Consider the following 14,710-nt stretch of genomic DNA (forward strand, 5'->3'; position numbering starts at 1 on the left):
CACCGATTGAGGAATGTTCCTCATGGCAAACTGCTTTTGCACTACGCTGCTCGCTCAAAGGGGGAGGGCGTGTCTATGGACCGCGAAGCGTTACCGCTGTGGAAGCTCGTTGTTGGTGTTGCCCTGGGCGTACTCGTCGCCGATCTGGTGCGGATGGCATGGATTGCCCTTACTATCAGCTCGCTCGTCGGTGCGTGGGGTTTCAACACAAGCAATCCGGGGAAGGTCACCGAGCGCGTTACGGCACGATCTGCGCCGGTCGAGCTACCGGCTTACCAGGGGCCAATCACGGCGCGAGCACGTGGCATCAGCCGGGCCTGCATCAATGGTACCGTCTTTGATCGAAGCGGCAACGGCTGGGCGCAATCCCTGAAAAATAATCGTCCGCAGCCGTGCCGGGCCAGCTCGCAATAGTTCACCGTTCGAACAGCCTTCCGTGCCGCCAGAGCCAGCGATCTAGCATGTGAGGCGCTATCCAGTCCCTCGGGGGCGATATCAGCCGCGCACCAGCAAGCCGCCAGCCACTCCACGCTCCGTATAGGGGCGTTTCGTTGTAGATCAATCGGCGGTAGCGCTGGGCGGCGCAGTTGTTCGGACAGGGTGAGTCAGCAGGCCAGCAGGGAGGGCGCATTGCGTTGATCCATCAAGTCGGCCAAGTGGCCGGGCGCGTCAGCTTGCGGATAGTGGGTATGATACCCACCATGAGGAGCGCGGACGTGATCAGGCGATTGGAACGCGAAGGTTGGGAGTGTGTCCGGGTGAAGGGCTCACACCACCATTTCAAACGTCCTGGACGGGCGGGGCGGGTGACCGTACCGCATCCAAAATCCGATATTCCGCTGCCAACTTTGCGCAGCATCTACCGTCAGGCCGATTGGCCTTGGAGGTGACCATGCGATTCGTTCTTGCCCTGCATACCGACGACGGCGTGAGCTACGGCGTGACCGTGCCCGATCTTCCGGGTTGTTTTTCCGCCGGTGACACGTTCGATGAGGCCGTGGCCAACGCGTACGAGGCGATTGACCTACATGTCGAAGCCATGCTGGAAGATGGCGAACAGCTGCCGGACGCCCGGCTGCTGGCCGAGCACCAGGCGAACCCCGACCTCGTTGGCGCCGTGTGGGTGGTGATCGATGCGCCCGTGGAGAAGTACTTGGGTCCGGCATCGAAGATCAACATCACAGTGCCGGCGCTGGTATTGCATCGCATCGATCAGTACGCACAGACGCACGGTGAAAGCCGCTCGGGCTTCCTGGTCCGCGCGGCGCAACGCGAGATGGCGTTGTCTGGTTCCGAGTTTCCGGTCAAGTACACCATCCAAGAGGGGCAACCGAATAAGAGCCGCAGGAAGCGCCAAAGCATCGTTTGAACAGCAAGAGGGCCCATCGCCGCATAGATCTCATACTTCGCATAATGCATATTATGTAATAATCGCATCTGCTACGGAGTCAGGTGTCTGGGGACTTAGCTGCCTTGCGCCACGCGACGGACCTGCCGTTCCATGAGAGCCGACAGCCGTCCAAGGGAGGCAAGATGCAGATTGACCAGCGAAAGCCAGCCCTTGCGATGCCAATCCACGACCGTCGCCTGATCGAGATCCCTGAAACGATCTGGATCGACAACCTGGAATCCGTCCAGCGCGTAGCGCCGACCGTCGGCAAGCGTCGCGTCCGCCCGCTTGTCGATCAGAAGATCGTGTTCCCGAAGCGCGGCGACGAAGGACTGCGTACTCACAAACTCAACCTGGTAAGCCTCGCAGAACTGCAAGGCCTGACGAGTCAGATGGCTGGGTCCGCCCTCCTCGAACAGCGGCATGCCCTCCGTACCCTCGCGGACGACGCGCTCGGACGCGGTATCCATGGCCAGCGCAAAGCGCTCCGATTCCGGGATCGAAACAAAGCCGAATGGATAGCGCCTCACGTAAGCCGGAACGTAATGTTCCGTGGCCCACGCGCCCTTCTCGACAAAGAGATTCTCTCCTTCGCAGAGCCCGAGGATCACGGCGGGAAGGAGTGTGTCGCCGGCAAAGACCACCGGATAGCTACGGCTGGCCTCGCCGATTTCGCCTATGACGACCGGCACATACGGCGTGCTGGCGGCAAAAGCCGTATCACCGTCCTTCAACCGCCAGCTTGCGTGCGCTTCCGAGTGAAGAACCGCGGGCTTGCGGTAGAACAGCGGCAGTGCTGATGCCGCGGGTGTATCCGTAGTGTTGGCGAAACCGGTGGTCATGATGTCTCCTGTAGATGTTGAGTGCTTCAGGCGCTCGGTCAGAAGCTGGCCCTGATGCCGATGGTTCCCTTGAAGCCGTATGCGTTACCGAAGTCGGCGATGGGCGTGTCGGCAGAGATTTCAGTGTAAATCGTGTATGCGCCGCGGCCCCAGTTATAGCTGCCGCCGAGGCCCAGTTCGCCCCACATCCTGCGATCGCGGCTGCCGATCGACGTGCCGGAGACATCGACGCCGGTACCGTCGCGCCATTCGTACGTCAGATTGGCCAGGCCATACAGATGCGTGCGACGGACGTCGCCCGAGGCGCTGCTCCAACTCGTCTGGTGATCGAGCGAGACACCCCCGCGGGTCTTCAGGCTGGTGCCCTTGTCCGCCGAAACGAGTGCACCCGCCGGATCGGCATAGCGATCGAAATCGACATGGGCATAGATCGCCTGGAACTGCGGCGTCAGCGCAAGCGCGTCGCTCACCGCGTACCGCTTGCCGACCTCGACGCTGACCGCTTCGCCCTTGCCGTTGTTGCTTTTGACGAGATTACCAAGCGTGGCTGAGTTCAGGTCACTTGCGAACCAGCTGAGCTTCGTCTGGGCATCCAGGTAGAACCCCTGTGGGCCATACCATGTGAGCGTTGCGCCAAGACCATGGGCGTGGGTATCGATCGAACCGTTGCCGAAGATCGAAGTGACGCTGGCATCGGCCCTGCCATCGTGCACGCTGACCCCGCCAATCAGCACCGAGCCATCCTCACGCTCGGACACGAGCGCATCGATGCCCATCTGAATTTGCCGGCTGTCGATGTTCCGATCGGCACCGCTGGTCGAGGAGATGGGCTCCGGGCGCTGATTACTGGACTCCACCCGGCCCCAGATACCCACGCCGGCTCCGACGAGCTCCACCCCCCAGAAGCGGTTCCCGACCCGCTGTTGCAGGGTCGAAAGGCTACTGAGCGCAAGCAAGGTCTGCGAATAGGCTTCATACACCGGGACGCCAGGCTGGTAGAGCGTATCCGGATCGTCGGGCGACGAACCGTCGAGCAGCGACGAACGCAGATACCAGTCGCCGTCCCCGGGCTCGGCAACGCCGTTTTTGTAGAGGCGATAGCCATAGGCGCCGGCGACCACCGCCTGTTCGCCCTGGAACACGTAATCGCCATCGAGCGTGAACGCGCCGTTCGAGGCACCGGCGACGTCGACGATCTTGATGCCTTCGACGGTTTGCGCGCCAAGCCCGTCGCGATTGATCACGCTGACCCGGGTGTTGCCGGAGGTGGCGCCCTGCACCACCAGCAGATCGGTGGCCGAGTCATCGTTGCCAAGCGCGGCCTCGATCTCCAGCGTGCCGTCCCTGCCCAGGTAATTGCCCGCGACAGTCAGCCTGCCGACGCTGCCGCCTGGTGCGACGACACCCGCGTTCGTGAGGGTGCCGATCCGGCCGATTCCTTCGAGGCGGCCATTGGTGCCGACGTTCACGGCGCCGCCGAGGCGGCCGCGGACATCCAGCGTGCCGTCCGAGACCGACGTGGTGCCGACGTAGCTGTCGTTGTCGCTGGCCACGAGCAATGTGCCCGCGCCGGCCTTGGTCAGCGTGCCCGCACCGGAGAACAGGCCTTCGAAGGTAAAGGTCGTGCCCGTCGCGGTCGCGATCGCTCCGTTGCCCGCGAGTTCGATGCCACGCTCGCTCGACAGGTCGGCGCTCGTGGCCAGGGTGCCTCCATCGAGCGTGACGCCGCGCGCGGCGGCGCCGAGGTTGGCATCGCCCGTGATCTGGAGCGTGCCGCCGGCAATGCGCGTGCCGCCGGTATAGGTGTTGTCTCCGTTCAGTACGAGCGTGCCGGCATCGGTCTTCACCAATCGCGCGTCACCGCCCAGCACCGCACCGATGGTGGCGGTGAAGCCCGCCCCCGCTGCGGAGCCGTCGCCGACCCGGATCGTCGCGTCCGGTCCGACCAGGGTGAGGTCGTCACCGACGATCGAATAGCCGTCGGTCGCGAACTGCATGCCGCTCGCGGAAACGGCGCCGACGCTGTTGTCGACCTCGACGGTGCCGGCGGTGCCGGCGAAGATCGCGAATGCGGCATCGGTGTACGGCGCGTTCACCTGTCCGTTGGCATCGGTCCAGTTTCCGTTGCCGAGGCTGCTCTGCCACAAGCCGTCACCGCCATTCACGGCACCATCATTCTTCGGACCGGCCGCCCCGTCCCAGAAGTTGAGGGTGAGGCCCGCGGTGTTGACCAGGTTCACCTGTCCGGCGATCGAGGTCTGTACCGTGGCGTCGCTGCCGTCCGGCAGCGTGCCGGGCTCGAGCCCGTTGTCGGTCAGCGCACCGCCGTAGTTGAACACCCGGTACACACCGGGTTCGAAGGCGCCGCCAACCGGCACGCTTACGTCGAGCGTGCCATCGAGCACGAGGTCGCCGCCGACTTCAACCAGGTCGTTGAGTGCGCCGCCCGCCACGTTGGCCTCGCCGAACTCGAAGGCGAGCAGGCTGCCCGAGGCGAGCGACAGGTTGCCGTCGATCCTGAGCGTGCCCGGCCCGCCCGCACCCGGGGTGAGCGTTGCGCCATCGGCCAGCGTCACGTCGCCGCCGATCGTTCCGGTGCCGCCCAGCGTCGCTCCGAGCGAAACGCCGGTCGGGCCTGCCGCGGCCGAGTAGTCGCCGTTGAGCAGCAGGGTTCCGGCGTCAATGGACATGCCGCCGTCATTGCCACCCGTGCCCGACAGCACCAGCGTGCCGTCGCCGAGTTTGGTGAGGCCGCCGACACCCGACAACGTCCCGGAGAGCACCAGCGAGGTATCCACATCGACATCGGCCGTGCCAGCGCCGGTGAGCACGATGGCGCGACCCGAGGTCACGTCGGCTGTGGTGTGCAGCACGCCGCCATCGAACCCGAGCCCGCCCGCCGCCGCGCCGAGGTTGGCATCATTCGAGATCTGCAGCGTGCCGCCGTCGACCAGCGTGCCGCCGGTGTAGCTGTTGGCGCCCGACAGCACGAGGGTGCCGGCATCGCTCTTCACCAGCTGCGCCGCGCCTGCGAGTTCCGACGCGATGGTCGTGATGTAGTCGCCGCCCGGGACGGTGCCGTCGCCAACACGGACGATCGCCTGCGACCCGACCAGATCGATACGGTCGCCCTCGATCGCATAGCCGTCGGCCGCGAACTGCATGCCGGCGACGTTGATGGCGCCCAGGCTGTCGTCCACGGTGACGGTGCCTCCCGTCCCCTGGAAGATCGCGAACGCGCTGTCGAGGAACGGCGCGTTGATCGAGCCGTCGTCGAGCGTCCAGTTGTCGTTGCCGGCCGTGTTCTGCCAGATGCCGTCGCCGCCGGTGATCGTGCCGTCGTTGCGCCCACCTGCGGCGCCGTCCCAGAAGCGCAGTGCCAGGCCGCTGGTGTTGATGAGGTTGACCTCATGAGCGACTGACGTCTGCACATAGAAATCCGTGCCCGACGGCAGGGTGCCCAACGTCAGGCCCGGACCGCTCAGCGCGCCTCCGTAGTTGAGCACGCGGTAGATACCCGGCCCGAAGCTGCCGCCGGCGCTCGTGGCGACGTCGAGTGTGCCGTCGAGCACCAGATCGCCGCCGACGGCGATCAGGTCGTTGAATGCGCCGCCGACGATATCGGCTTCGCCGAAGTCGTAGTTGAGCGTGGCTCCGTTGGCCAGCGCCAGGTCGCCTCCGATCGTGAGCACGCCGGGCGTCGCGCCGGCGAAGCCGGGGTTGATGCTGGCCCCGCTTGCAATGGCGACATCGCCACCGATGATGCCGCCGCCGCCCAGTGTCGCGCCGCCGTTTGCCGTCGTGGCGCCGATCGCCGCCGACTGGTCGCCGTTGACGAGCAACGTGCCGGCGTTCAGTACCGTGGTGCCGCCATAGCTGTTGTCCGCCGTCAGCGTGACGACACCCGCACCGTTCTGGACCAGTCCGCCGCTGCCGGATACGAGTCCGTCGAAGGTCGCGTCATCGGAGCGGGCGAACACCAGGGAGCCATCGTTGGCGACGTCGCCCAGGATCCAGCCGCTGGTGCCGCCATTGCCGAGCTGCAGCGTGCCGCCCGCAATCGTGGTGCCGCCGGTGTAGGTGTTGTCGGCCGTCAGGGTGAGGGCGTTGTTGCCCTGCTTCACCAGGGCGCCGCTGCCGGAGACCAGACCGACGAAGTTCACGTCGTCGGAACGGTCGAACACCAGCACGCCATCGTTCGCCACGTTGCCCGTGATCCAGCCGCTGGTGCCGCCGTCGCCGAGCTGCAGCGTGCCGCCGGCGATCGTCGTGCCGCCGGTGTGGGTGTTGTCGGCCGTCAGCACCAGCGTGCCGGCGCCCGACTTGGTGAACGCGCCCGCGCCCGAGACCGTACCGCCGAGTTCGAAGAGGGTGCCCGCGTCGGTCGACACCGTGCCCGCGCCGACCAGCGTCATGTCGCGAGCGCTGGCAAGGTCGGCGGTCGTGCGCAGCGTGCCGCCGTCGAAGGTCACGTCGCCTGCGGCATCGCCCAGGTTGGCGTCGTTCGAGATCTGCAGCGTGCCGGCGTCGATGTTCGTGCCGCCGCCATAGCTGTTGGCGCCGGTGAGCACCAGCGTGCCCGCGCCGGACTTGGCGAGCGCGCCGGCGCCCGAGACCAGGCCGCCGAGTTCGAAGGTTGTGCCCGCGTCGGTCATCACGGTGCCGGTGGCGGCCAGTGTCACATCGCGGCCGCTGGCGATGTCAGCGGTGGTGTTCAGCATGCCGCCATCAAAGGTCAGCGTGCCGACCACGGCGCCCAGGTTGGCATCGCTCGAGATGCGGAGCGTGCCATCTTCGATCGTCGTGCCACCCGTGTAGCCGTTTGTGCCACCCAGCGTGAGGACTCCGCCGCCCTGCTTCACCAGCGTGCCGCTGCCGGAGACGACGCCGGCGAACGCCAGGTCGTTCGAACGGTTGAACGCCAGCGTGCCGTCATTGATGACGTTGCCGGTGATCGAGCCGGTGGTGCCGCCATTGCCGACCTGCAACAGGCCCGCGCCGATCGTCGTGCCGCCGGAGTAGGTATTGGTGCCGGTAAGCACCAGCGTGCCCGCACCCGACTTGGCGAGGCCGCCGGCGCCCGCGACGGTGCCGCCGAGGGCGAAGGTGGTGCCCGCGTCGGTCAGCACGGTACCGGTGGCCACCAGGGTCGCGTCGCGGCCGCTGGCGATGTCGGCGGTGGTGTTCAGCGTGCCGCCTTCGAAGACCAGCGCGCCGCTGGCGGCGCCGAGGTTGGCGTCGCTCGAGATCCGCAACGTGCCGTCCTCGATCGTCGTGCCACCCGCGTAGCTGTTGGCACCGCCGAGCGTGAGGGCACCGACGCCCTGCTTCACCACTGCACCGCCGCCCGAGATGGCATCGATGAAGGCCACGTCGTCCGAACGGTCGAACGCCAGCGTGCCGTCGTTGGCGACATCGCCGAGGAGCGAACCCGTGCTGCCGCCGTCGCCGATCTGCAGCGTACCCTCGCTGATCCTGGTGCCGCCGGAGTAGCTGTTGGTGCCGGTCAGCACCAGCGTGCCCAGGTCGGTTTTCACCAGCTGCGCATTGCCGGTGAGCTCGCTGCCGATGGTCGCGGTAAACGCCGCCCCGTCCGCGGTGCCGTCGCCGACGCGGATCACCGACTCGGCGTCGGTCAGCGCCAGCGCGTCGCCGGTGACGAGATAACCGTCGCTCGCGAACTGCATGCCCGAGGCCGTGACCGCGCCATTGCCGTTGTCCACGGTGACGACGTCACCGAGGCCCGCGAAGACCGCGAAGCTGCCATCCGCATAGGCGGCATTGATACTGCCGTCCGGGTCGGTCCAGTTGTTGCCGCTGCCCGTGAGCTGCCAGACGCCCGCACCGCCGTCGACCGAATCGTTGAACTTCGGACCGGCGTCGCCGTCCCAGAAACTCAACTCCAGCCCGGTCGAGTTGACCAGGTTGACCTGCCCTCCCACCGAGGTCTGCACCGTGACGCTGGCGCCGGTGGGCAGCGTGCCGAGATCGAGCCCGTTGTCGGTCAGCGCGCCGCCGTAGTTGAAGACGCGGTAGATGCCGCCGCCGAAACTGCCGCCGGTCGGAACGCTGACGTTGATCGTGCCGTCAAGCACGAGATTGCCGCCGACATCGACCAGGTCGTTGAGCAGACCGCCGGCGACGTTGGCCTGGCCGAACGCGAAGTCCAGTGACGAACCGGTGGACAGCGACAGGTCCCCGCCGATCGTCAGCGTGCCCACGCTCACGCCCGGCGACAGCGTGCCGCCGGTGTTGACGAGGACGTCGCCGCCAATCGTGCCCATACCGCCCAGCGTGGCACCGGCATTGACCGTGGTCAGCCCCGTCGCCGTCGCCTGGTTGCCATTGACCAGCAAGGTGCCGGCGTTGACCACGGTCGGGCCGCCATAGCCGTTGTCGCCGGTCAGCGTGAGCACCCCCGGGCCGTTCTGGACCAGGCTGCCGCTGCCGGTCACGAGATCGGCGAAGGTCACATCATCGGAGCGGTCGAACGCGAGCACACCGTTGTTCGCCACATCGCCCAGGATCCAGCCGCTGGTGCCGCCATCGCCGAGCTGCAGCGTGCCGCCGGCGATCGTCGTGCCGCCGGTGTAGGTGTTGTCGGCCGTCAGCACCAGCGTGCCGGCACCGGATTTGGTGAACGCGCCCGCGCCCGAGACCAAGCCGCCGAGCTCGAAGGTTGTACCGGCGTCGGTCAGCACCGTGCCGTCACCGGCCAGCGTCACATCGCGGCCGTTGGCGATGTCGGCGGTGCTGCGCAGCGTGCCGCCGTCAAAAGTCACACCGCCTGTCGCATCACCCAGGTTGGCATCGCTCGAAATCTGCAGCGTGCCGGCGTTGATCACGGTGCCGCCGGCATACGTGTTGGTGCCGGACAGTACCGTCGTACCCGGACCGTCCTGGACCACCCTGCCGCCGCCGGAGATGAGGCCCCCGAAGGTGTAGCCGTTGCTGCGGTTGAAGACCAGCGTGCCGTTGTTGACGACATCGCCGACGATGCTGCCGGTCGTCCCGCCGTCGCCGAGTTGCAGCGTGCCGGCGTCGATCGTGGTGCCGCCCGAATAGGTGTTCGTGCCGACAAGCGTGGTCGTGCCCGCACCCGCCTGCAGCAGGGAGCCGGTGCCGACGATCGTCCCGTCGTACGCGATCGCGTCGCTGCGGTTGAAGCCCAGCATGCCGAAATTGTTGACCGTGGCACTGGCAATCGAACCGGTCGTGCCGCCATCGCCGATGAACAGGATGCCGTCGTTGACGTTGGTCGAACCGGTGTAGCTGTGGTTTCCCGTCAGCACCCAGGTGCCGCTGTCGTTCTTCGCCAGCGTGGTGACGCCGGTCCCCGCATCGCCGATCGAGCCGGCAAGCGTGTTGAGGCCGGCGTTGGTTCCGCCCAGCGCGATCGTGCGCGCCTGGTTGTTGTTCTGCAGCGTTACCGGGCCGGTGTCGGTGAAGACGATCGCGCCGGTACCGGAGGATTCGATGAAGGTCACGCCCGACGAGAGGGTGAACAGACGGTTGGTGGTGTCGCCGGAGCCCGTGTAGCGCAAGGTCGAGCCGTTGCCGATGACCAGATTCGCCGCGTCCGCGGAGGACGCGCCGATGCTGCTGGCAACGCCGCCGTCGGAGAGCTTGTCGACGCCGAGGACGCCACCGCTGATCGTGGTGATGCCGGTATAGTCGCTTGCGGAATTGGTCAGGATCCAGGTGCCCGCGCCGGTCTTGGCCAGGCGGGTGACGCCGGTTCCGTTGTCGGTGATCTGGGCGGCGAGCGTGTTGTCGCCGGTGCTGGCGCCACCGAGCGTCAGCGCCTGCGCGGTGTTCGGGGTCGAGAACGAGATCGCCGATGTATTGGTGAAGGCGATCGCTCCGGCTCCGGATGCGTCGAGCCCGCTCGTAGCCGACGGCCCAAGGGTGAACTGCCGGTTGGTGCTTCCGCCCGCGCCGATGTACTGCAGCGTGCCGCCATTGAGGACGAGATTGCTCGCCGCCGCCGAGGACGACCCGATCGAACTGTTGGCCCCGCCATCATCCAGGCATGCCACTGCGAGGGTGCCGCCATTGATGGTGGTGCCGCCGTCGTAGCTGCTGGCGCAGCCCGACAGCTGCTGGATGCCTCCGCCATTCTTGACGAGGTCGCCGCTGCCCGTGATCGCGCCCGCGTAGTTGGCGCTGGCGAGGCTACTGCCGGCATTGATGGTGAGCGTCGCGCCGTCCAGCTCGATGTTGCCGCCGTTCGCGCCACCGCCGGCAAGAAAACCGACGTTGTTGTCGTAACCATCGAGATCCAGCAAGACGCCCGCCGTATTGGTAAGCGTGAGTGCACCGCTGCCAAGCGCAGTGGCCGACCCTGCGCGCAATGTGCCGCCAGTGATGGTGGCATTGCCCGTCGAACTGTTTACGCCCGACAGGACGAGCGTGCCGGGACCGTCCTTGCGCAGACCGCCCGTACCCACGATGTCGCCGGTGAACTCGAGCGTCGTCGCGGCGGAATCCACGCGCATGGCGCCGGTGCCGGCCACCGTGAAGCCGCGATCCGTGATCACGGTGCCGCCGGTGTAGTTCAGGATTCCGTTGCTGAGCACAAGGCTGGACGGTGCGTTGCTGGACGCGCCGATGCCGCTCGCCGCACCGCCATCGGCAAGGCAATCGGTGGCGAGCGTGGTGCCACCGGTGACCGTGGTGGCACCGGTGTAGGTATTGTTGCAGCCGTTCAGGCTGAGCGTGAACTGGCCGGTTCCCGAGCGCGTGAGTCCGCCGCTGCCGCTGATCGTGCCGGTGAACGTGCCGCCACTGTTGACGGTCAGGGTGGCCAAGCCGAGATCGATGTCTCCGGCCCCATTCAGCGAGCTGATTGCGTTGTCGAAGCCGTCCAGGTTGAGCAACGTGTCCGCGGCGACGCTCATGGCGCCGCCACCGAAGACGTTCTCGGCCCCGGCGCGCAGGGTGCCTTCGTTGACCGACGTCCCGTTCGTGTAGGTATTCGCCCCGCTGAGCACGAGCGTGCCCGCGCCTTCCTTGCGCAGGCTGGTGCCGGTCAGGATGCCGGAGAGCGTCAGCGCGGTGGCCGCATCGGTCACGCCGATCCCGCCGCCGCCGGCCCCGAACGTCATCCCCCGGTCGCTGCCGGTCGTGGCACCGGTGTAGGCGAGCGTTCCGCCCGCCAGCACGATGTTGGCCGGATCGCTCGACGCCGCGCCGATGCTGCTGGCGACTCCACCGTCGGTGAGCGTGGTCGCGGCCAGCGTGCCGCCGGTGACCGTGGTCACGCCGACGTAATCGTTCGCGGCGTTGGCGAGCGTCAGCGTCCCCGCGCCGGTTTTGATGAAGCCGGCGTCGTCCGGGCTGGTCACCTGCCCCGTGAACGTCAGGTCGGTCGCGCCATTGGAGACTTCGATCGTCCTGGAAGGGCTGCCGTTGACGAGCGTGAACCCGCGGTCGGTGGTGGCGGTCGCTCCCCCGTACTGAAGGGTTCCACCCTCAAGGACGAGATTCGACGATGCCGCCGTGGACGCGCCGATACTGCTCGCGACGCCGCCGTTGCCGACGCTGCCGACCCGGAGGGTGCCGTCGGTCAGCGTCGTCGTACCGGTGTAGGTGTTGGCACCGGTCAACACGGCCAAGCCGGCGCCGCCCTTGGCGAAAGACGTGACGCCCGTACCGTCGACGATCGTCGAGCCGATCGTGAAGGTGCCCTCGCCGTTCTGCTGAAGCCCGAGCGCACCCCCACCGATGCCACTGGTCAGGGAACCGCCGGTGATGGTCTGATCATTGTCGGCCACACTGGGCGCGACGATGATCGTCCCGTCGACGCCGAGCGTGTTTCCTGCCCCGATCGTGACGGTGGAGTCCGCAGCCGCGGTATAGCGCAGGCCGCCCAGGGAAACGTTGCCGCCAACGGTGCCGAAGAAAGGTGTATCGGCAAGGCCTTCGGTGTCGCTGATGATCTCGCCGGTCAGCCAGGTGCCGGCATCGTCCTTGTCGGTGTAGTCGGTCTCGTCGAACGCGATGATGTCCCCGCCCACGACCTTGGCGTAGTCGGTTCCGGCGATGGTCGCCCAACCGCCAAGCAGGCCGTCGGCATTGGTCGTCGAGATGGCGCCCGCGGTCGGCAGTACGAAGTTGACGAGTCCGCCGGCGCGGGTGATCGCGCCGAGGCTGAGGTCCACCGACCCGCCCGCGCCCGCGATCGCGCGCACCGTGTTGCTACCCGCGTTCACCGTCAGCCCGTTGAGGGCCTGGCTGTTGTTTTCCCCTGCCGCGCCCAGGACGTCGAGGACGCCGCCGGACAGGACCAGGGGCGACGATGCCGAAAGAATGTTGTTGGCGGGGCCGCCGGCGCCGGTGAAGTCAAGCGCGAGCCTGCCGCCGTTGATCGTCGTGGCGCCACTGTAGGTGCTGGCGCCGGTAAGGGTCAGCGTGCCCGCACCGCTCTTGGTGAGACCGCCGCTACCAGCGATGCTGCCTGCATAGCTCTGCGCGGTGGTCGCCTTGACGGTCAGGGTGGCGCTGCCCAAAGCAATCGACCCGCCGGTTCCGGCGATCGAAGGTGCAATGAGATCGAAGCTGTTCAAATCCAGCGTGCCGCCGTTGACGGTGAAGCCCGTCGCCTCTCCGAACGCCGAGGCATTGCCGGCACGCAGGACGCCGTTGTTGACGGTGACCGAGCCAACGAATGTGTTCGCACCATCCAGGTTCCAGCTTCCCGACCCATCGCTGATCAGATGGCCGTTGCCCGAGATGACCCCGGAAAAGCTGTTGACGCCCGCAAAACTGCCGCCAAGTGTCAGGGTGTCGATGGCTGGATTGCCGGGATTGAAGGCAAGACCCCCGCTCAGTGCCAGCGCGCCGCTGCCATCGTTGAGGATGCTGTTGGCACCGTTGACGCCCCATGTCCGGTTGCTGCTCGAACCGCCTCCCGTATAGCTGAGGATGCCGTTGCTCAGGTTGATGCTTGTCCCCATGCCCAGCGAACTGGCGCTGCCGACGTCCGCCAGCACCGATGCCCGCACCAGCCCGCCGATGCCCGCCGTGCCGGAAAACGTATTCGCACCGGCCAGCGTGATGGTACGATCCGGATTCGCGATGAAGCTGTAGTTGGCCCCGCTCAGGACACCCAGCAGTTCGATGTCCGCATCTTCCGCGCTGAACGCTGCGCCCGCGGAAACGTCGACATCGCCCGTGATCGTCAGGGTGCCCGTGCCGCGATTCCGGATCTGGGCAGCACCGCCATTGATATCCCAGTTCCTGTTCGAACTGTCGCCGTCGCCGATGTAGATGACGTTGTCGCTGTACTGGCTGGCTTGGTTGAAGACAATCGTGCCGTCGACTACGGTCGTCGGTGCGCCGAGCGAGCTTGCCTGGCCGAGATCGGCGATCGAGGAGAAATAGGCGCTGCAAACGCCGTTGCAGCCGTTGAAGATCGTTGTGCCGGTATAGCTGTTGGCGTCATTCGTCAGCTGGACGATGCTGAGTGCATTGTTGGAAGGCGCGACATTGACCCTGCCGTTCCCGCTGATAAGGGCCGAGCCGACGCCGGCACCACTCACGGTCAGGGTGCCGCCATCTCCGATCGTGATCGACCTCGCGGTTCCCGCGCCGTCTATTCTGAGGCCGACAGTGGTGCCTGCCGCGGTAGTGATGTCGTTGCCCGCCGCACCGAGCGCACCGTCGGTGACGCCATACAGGGTGCCGCCGAGAAGGGAGATGCCGCCGCTGTATGTATTTGCGCCTGACAGTTGCAGCGTCCCGGCACCGGCCTTGGTGAGACCCGATGTGCCGGCGATGATCGAATTGATCGTAGCGCTGCCGGCCGCGGTGATGGTGGGCGAAGCGCCGCCGAGCGTCAGCGTATTGCCGGTGAGGACATACCCTGCCGTATTGAAAGTGAGGTTGTGAACCGCGATCGGGTCACCCAGGTTCACGGTTCCGGCGGTGCCGCCGAAGATCGCGTTGTCGAGCAGCGCGTTGCTCCAGGGAAGCGCGAAAGGACCGCTGACGCCGTCGCCGTTGGGACTCCAGTTGAGGTTGCTCAGGTTCCACGTTCCGGAACCACCGGAACCGACAGCCGTGCCGTTCGCATCCCAGTAACGGTCTTCCGCATGGGTGACCGTTGGAACACCGGCAGCCAGGACCGCCGCCAGCGCAGTGCACAGCAGGCTCTTCGAAAGCGTTCTCGAACCACGAGTGCGTTGAAACTGCTTCGTTCTGTCGGCCATGGATTGTCCCCTAGTAGTGCTGCAAGCCTCATTCCACGAGTGGGCATGATGGCGCGATTGGTAATGCTCACCATCTAGGTGAGATGAACTGGATCAGTTCGACTGTCGAAAGCAATCGCGCCGGCCCTCATCAGGCCGGCGACTGTGACGATTTCTATCGTTCCCATTTTTCCCCGCATACCACCATCGCCGATCCCCGGACAAAAGTCGAGCTGGGTATTCCATCGTCGTCGACGTTTTTCTACGTTAACCGATCGCCTTAGCTG

At 66.3% G+C, this 14,710-nt stretch carries 5 protein-coding genes; 3 read left to right on the top strand and 2 right to left on the bottom strand.

The window, feature by feature from the left end:
- The first annotated feature begins 75 nt into the window (after positions 1–75).
- From ACW7G6_RS03380 to ACW7G6_RS03390, 3 genes are all read left to right on the top strand, one after another.
- A complete protein-coding gene (locus ACW7G6_RS03380; protein WP_456979460.1) occupies positions 76–414 on the top strand; it encodes a hypothetical protein in 339 nt (112 codons plus the stop codon).
- A 287-nt stretch (positions 415–701) separates the two neighbouring features.
- Positions 702–890, top strand: coding sequence for a type II toxin-antitoxin system HicA family toxin (locus tag ACW7G6_RS03385; protein ID WP_456979461.1), 189 nt, complete (start codon positions 702–704; stop codon positions 888–890).
- The gene (locus ACW7G6_RS03390) at positions 887–1,369 is read left to right on the top strand and encodes a type II toxin-antitoxin system HicB family antitoxin (protein WP_456979889.1); all 483 of its coding nucleotides are present in this window, start codon (positions 887–889) and stop codon (positions 1,367–1,369) included. Before ACW7G6_RS03385 ends, ACW7G6_RS03390 begins: the two co-directional genes overlap by 4 nt.
- Before the next feature lie 95 nt (positions 1,370–1,464).
- Here ACW7G6_RS03390 and ACW7G6_RS03395 read toward each other — a convergent pair whose 3' ends face one another.
- Entirely contained in the window at positions 1,465–2,232 is a 768-nt protein-coding gene (locus ACW7G6_RS03395) for a SapC family protein (RefSeq protein WP_456979462.1), read from the bottom strand.
- Between the two features lie 38 nt (positions 2,233–2,270).
- Positions 2,271–14,444 carry an autotransporter-associated beta strand repeat-containing protein gene (locus tag ACW7G6_RS03400; protein ID WP_456997530.1) on the bottom strand — a complete coding sequence of 4,058 codons (12,174 nt, stop codon included), beginning with the start codon at positions 14,442–14,444 and terminating at the stop codon, positions 2,271–2,273.
- Positions 14,445–14,710 lie beyond the last annotated feature (266 nt).

It is taken from the genome of Lysobacter sp. A421 (genome assembly GCF_054052145.1).

Excerpts from the sequence above, each read along its gene's own strand:
- ACW7G6_RS03380 (WP_456979460.1), top strand. The coding sequence starts at position 76 with ATGGACCGCGAAGCGTTACCGCTGTGGAAGCTCGTTGTTGGTGTTGCC.
- ACW7G6_RS03385 (WP_456979461.1), top strand. The coding sequence starts at position 702 with ATGAGGAGCGCGGACGTGATCAGGCGATTGGAACGCGAAGGTTGGGAG.
- ACW7G6_RS03395 (WP_456979462.1), bottom strand. The coding sequence starts at position 2,232 with ATGACCACCGGTTTCGCCAACACTACGGATACACCCGCGGCATCAGCA.
- ACW7G6_RS03400 (WP_456997530.1), bottom strand. The coding sequence starts at position 14,444 with ATGGCCGACAGAACGAAGCAGTTTCAACGCACTCGTGGTTCGAGAACG.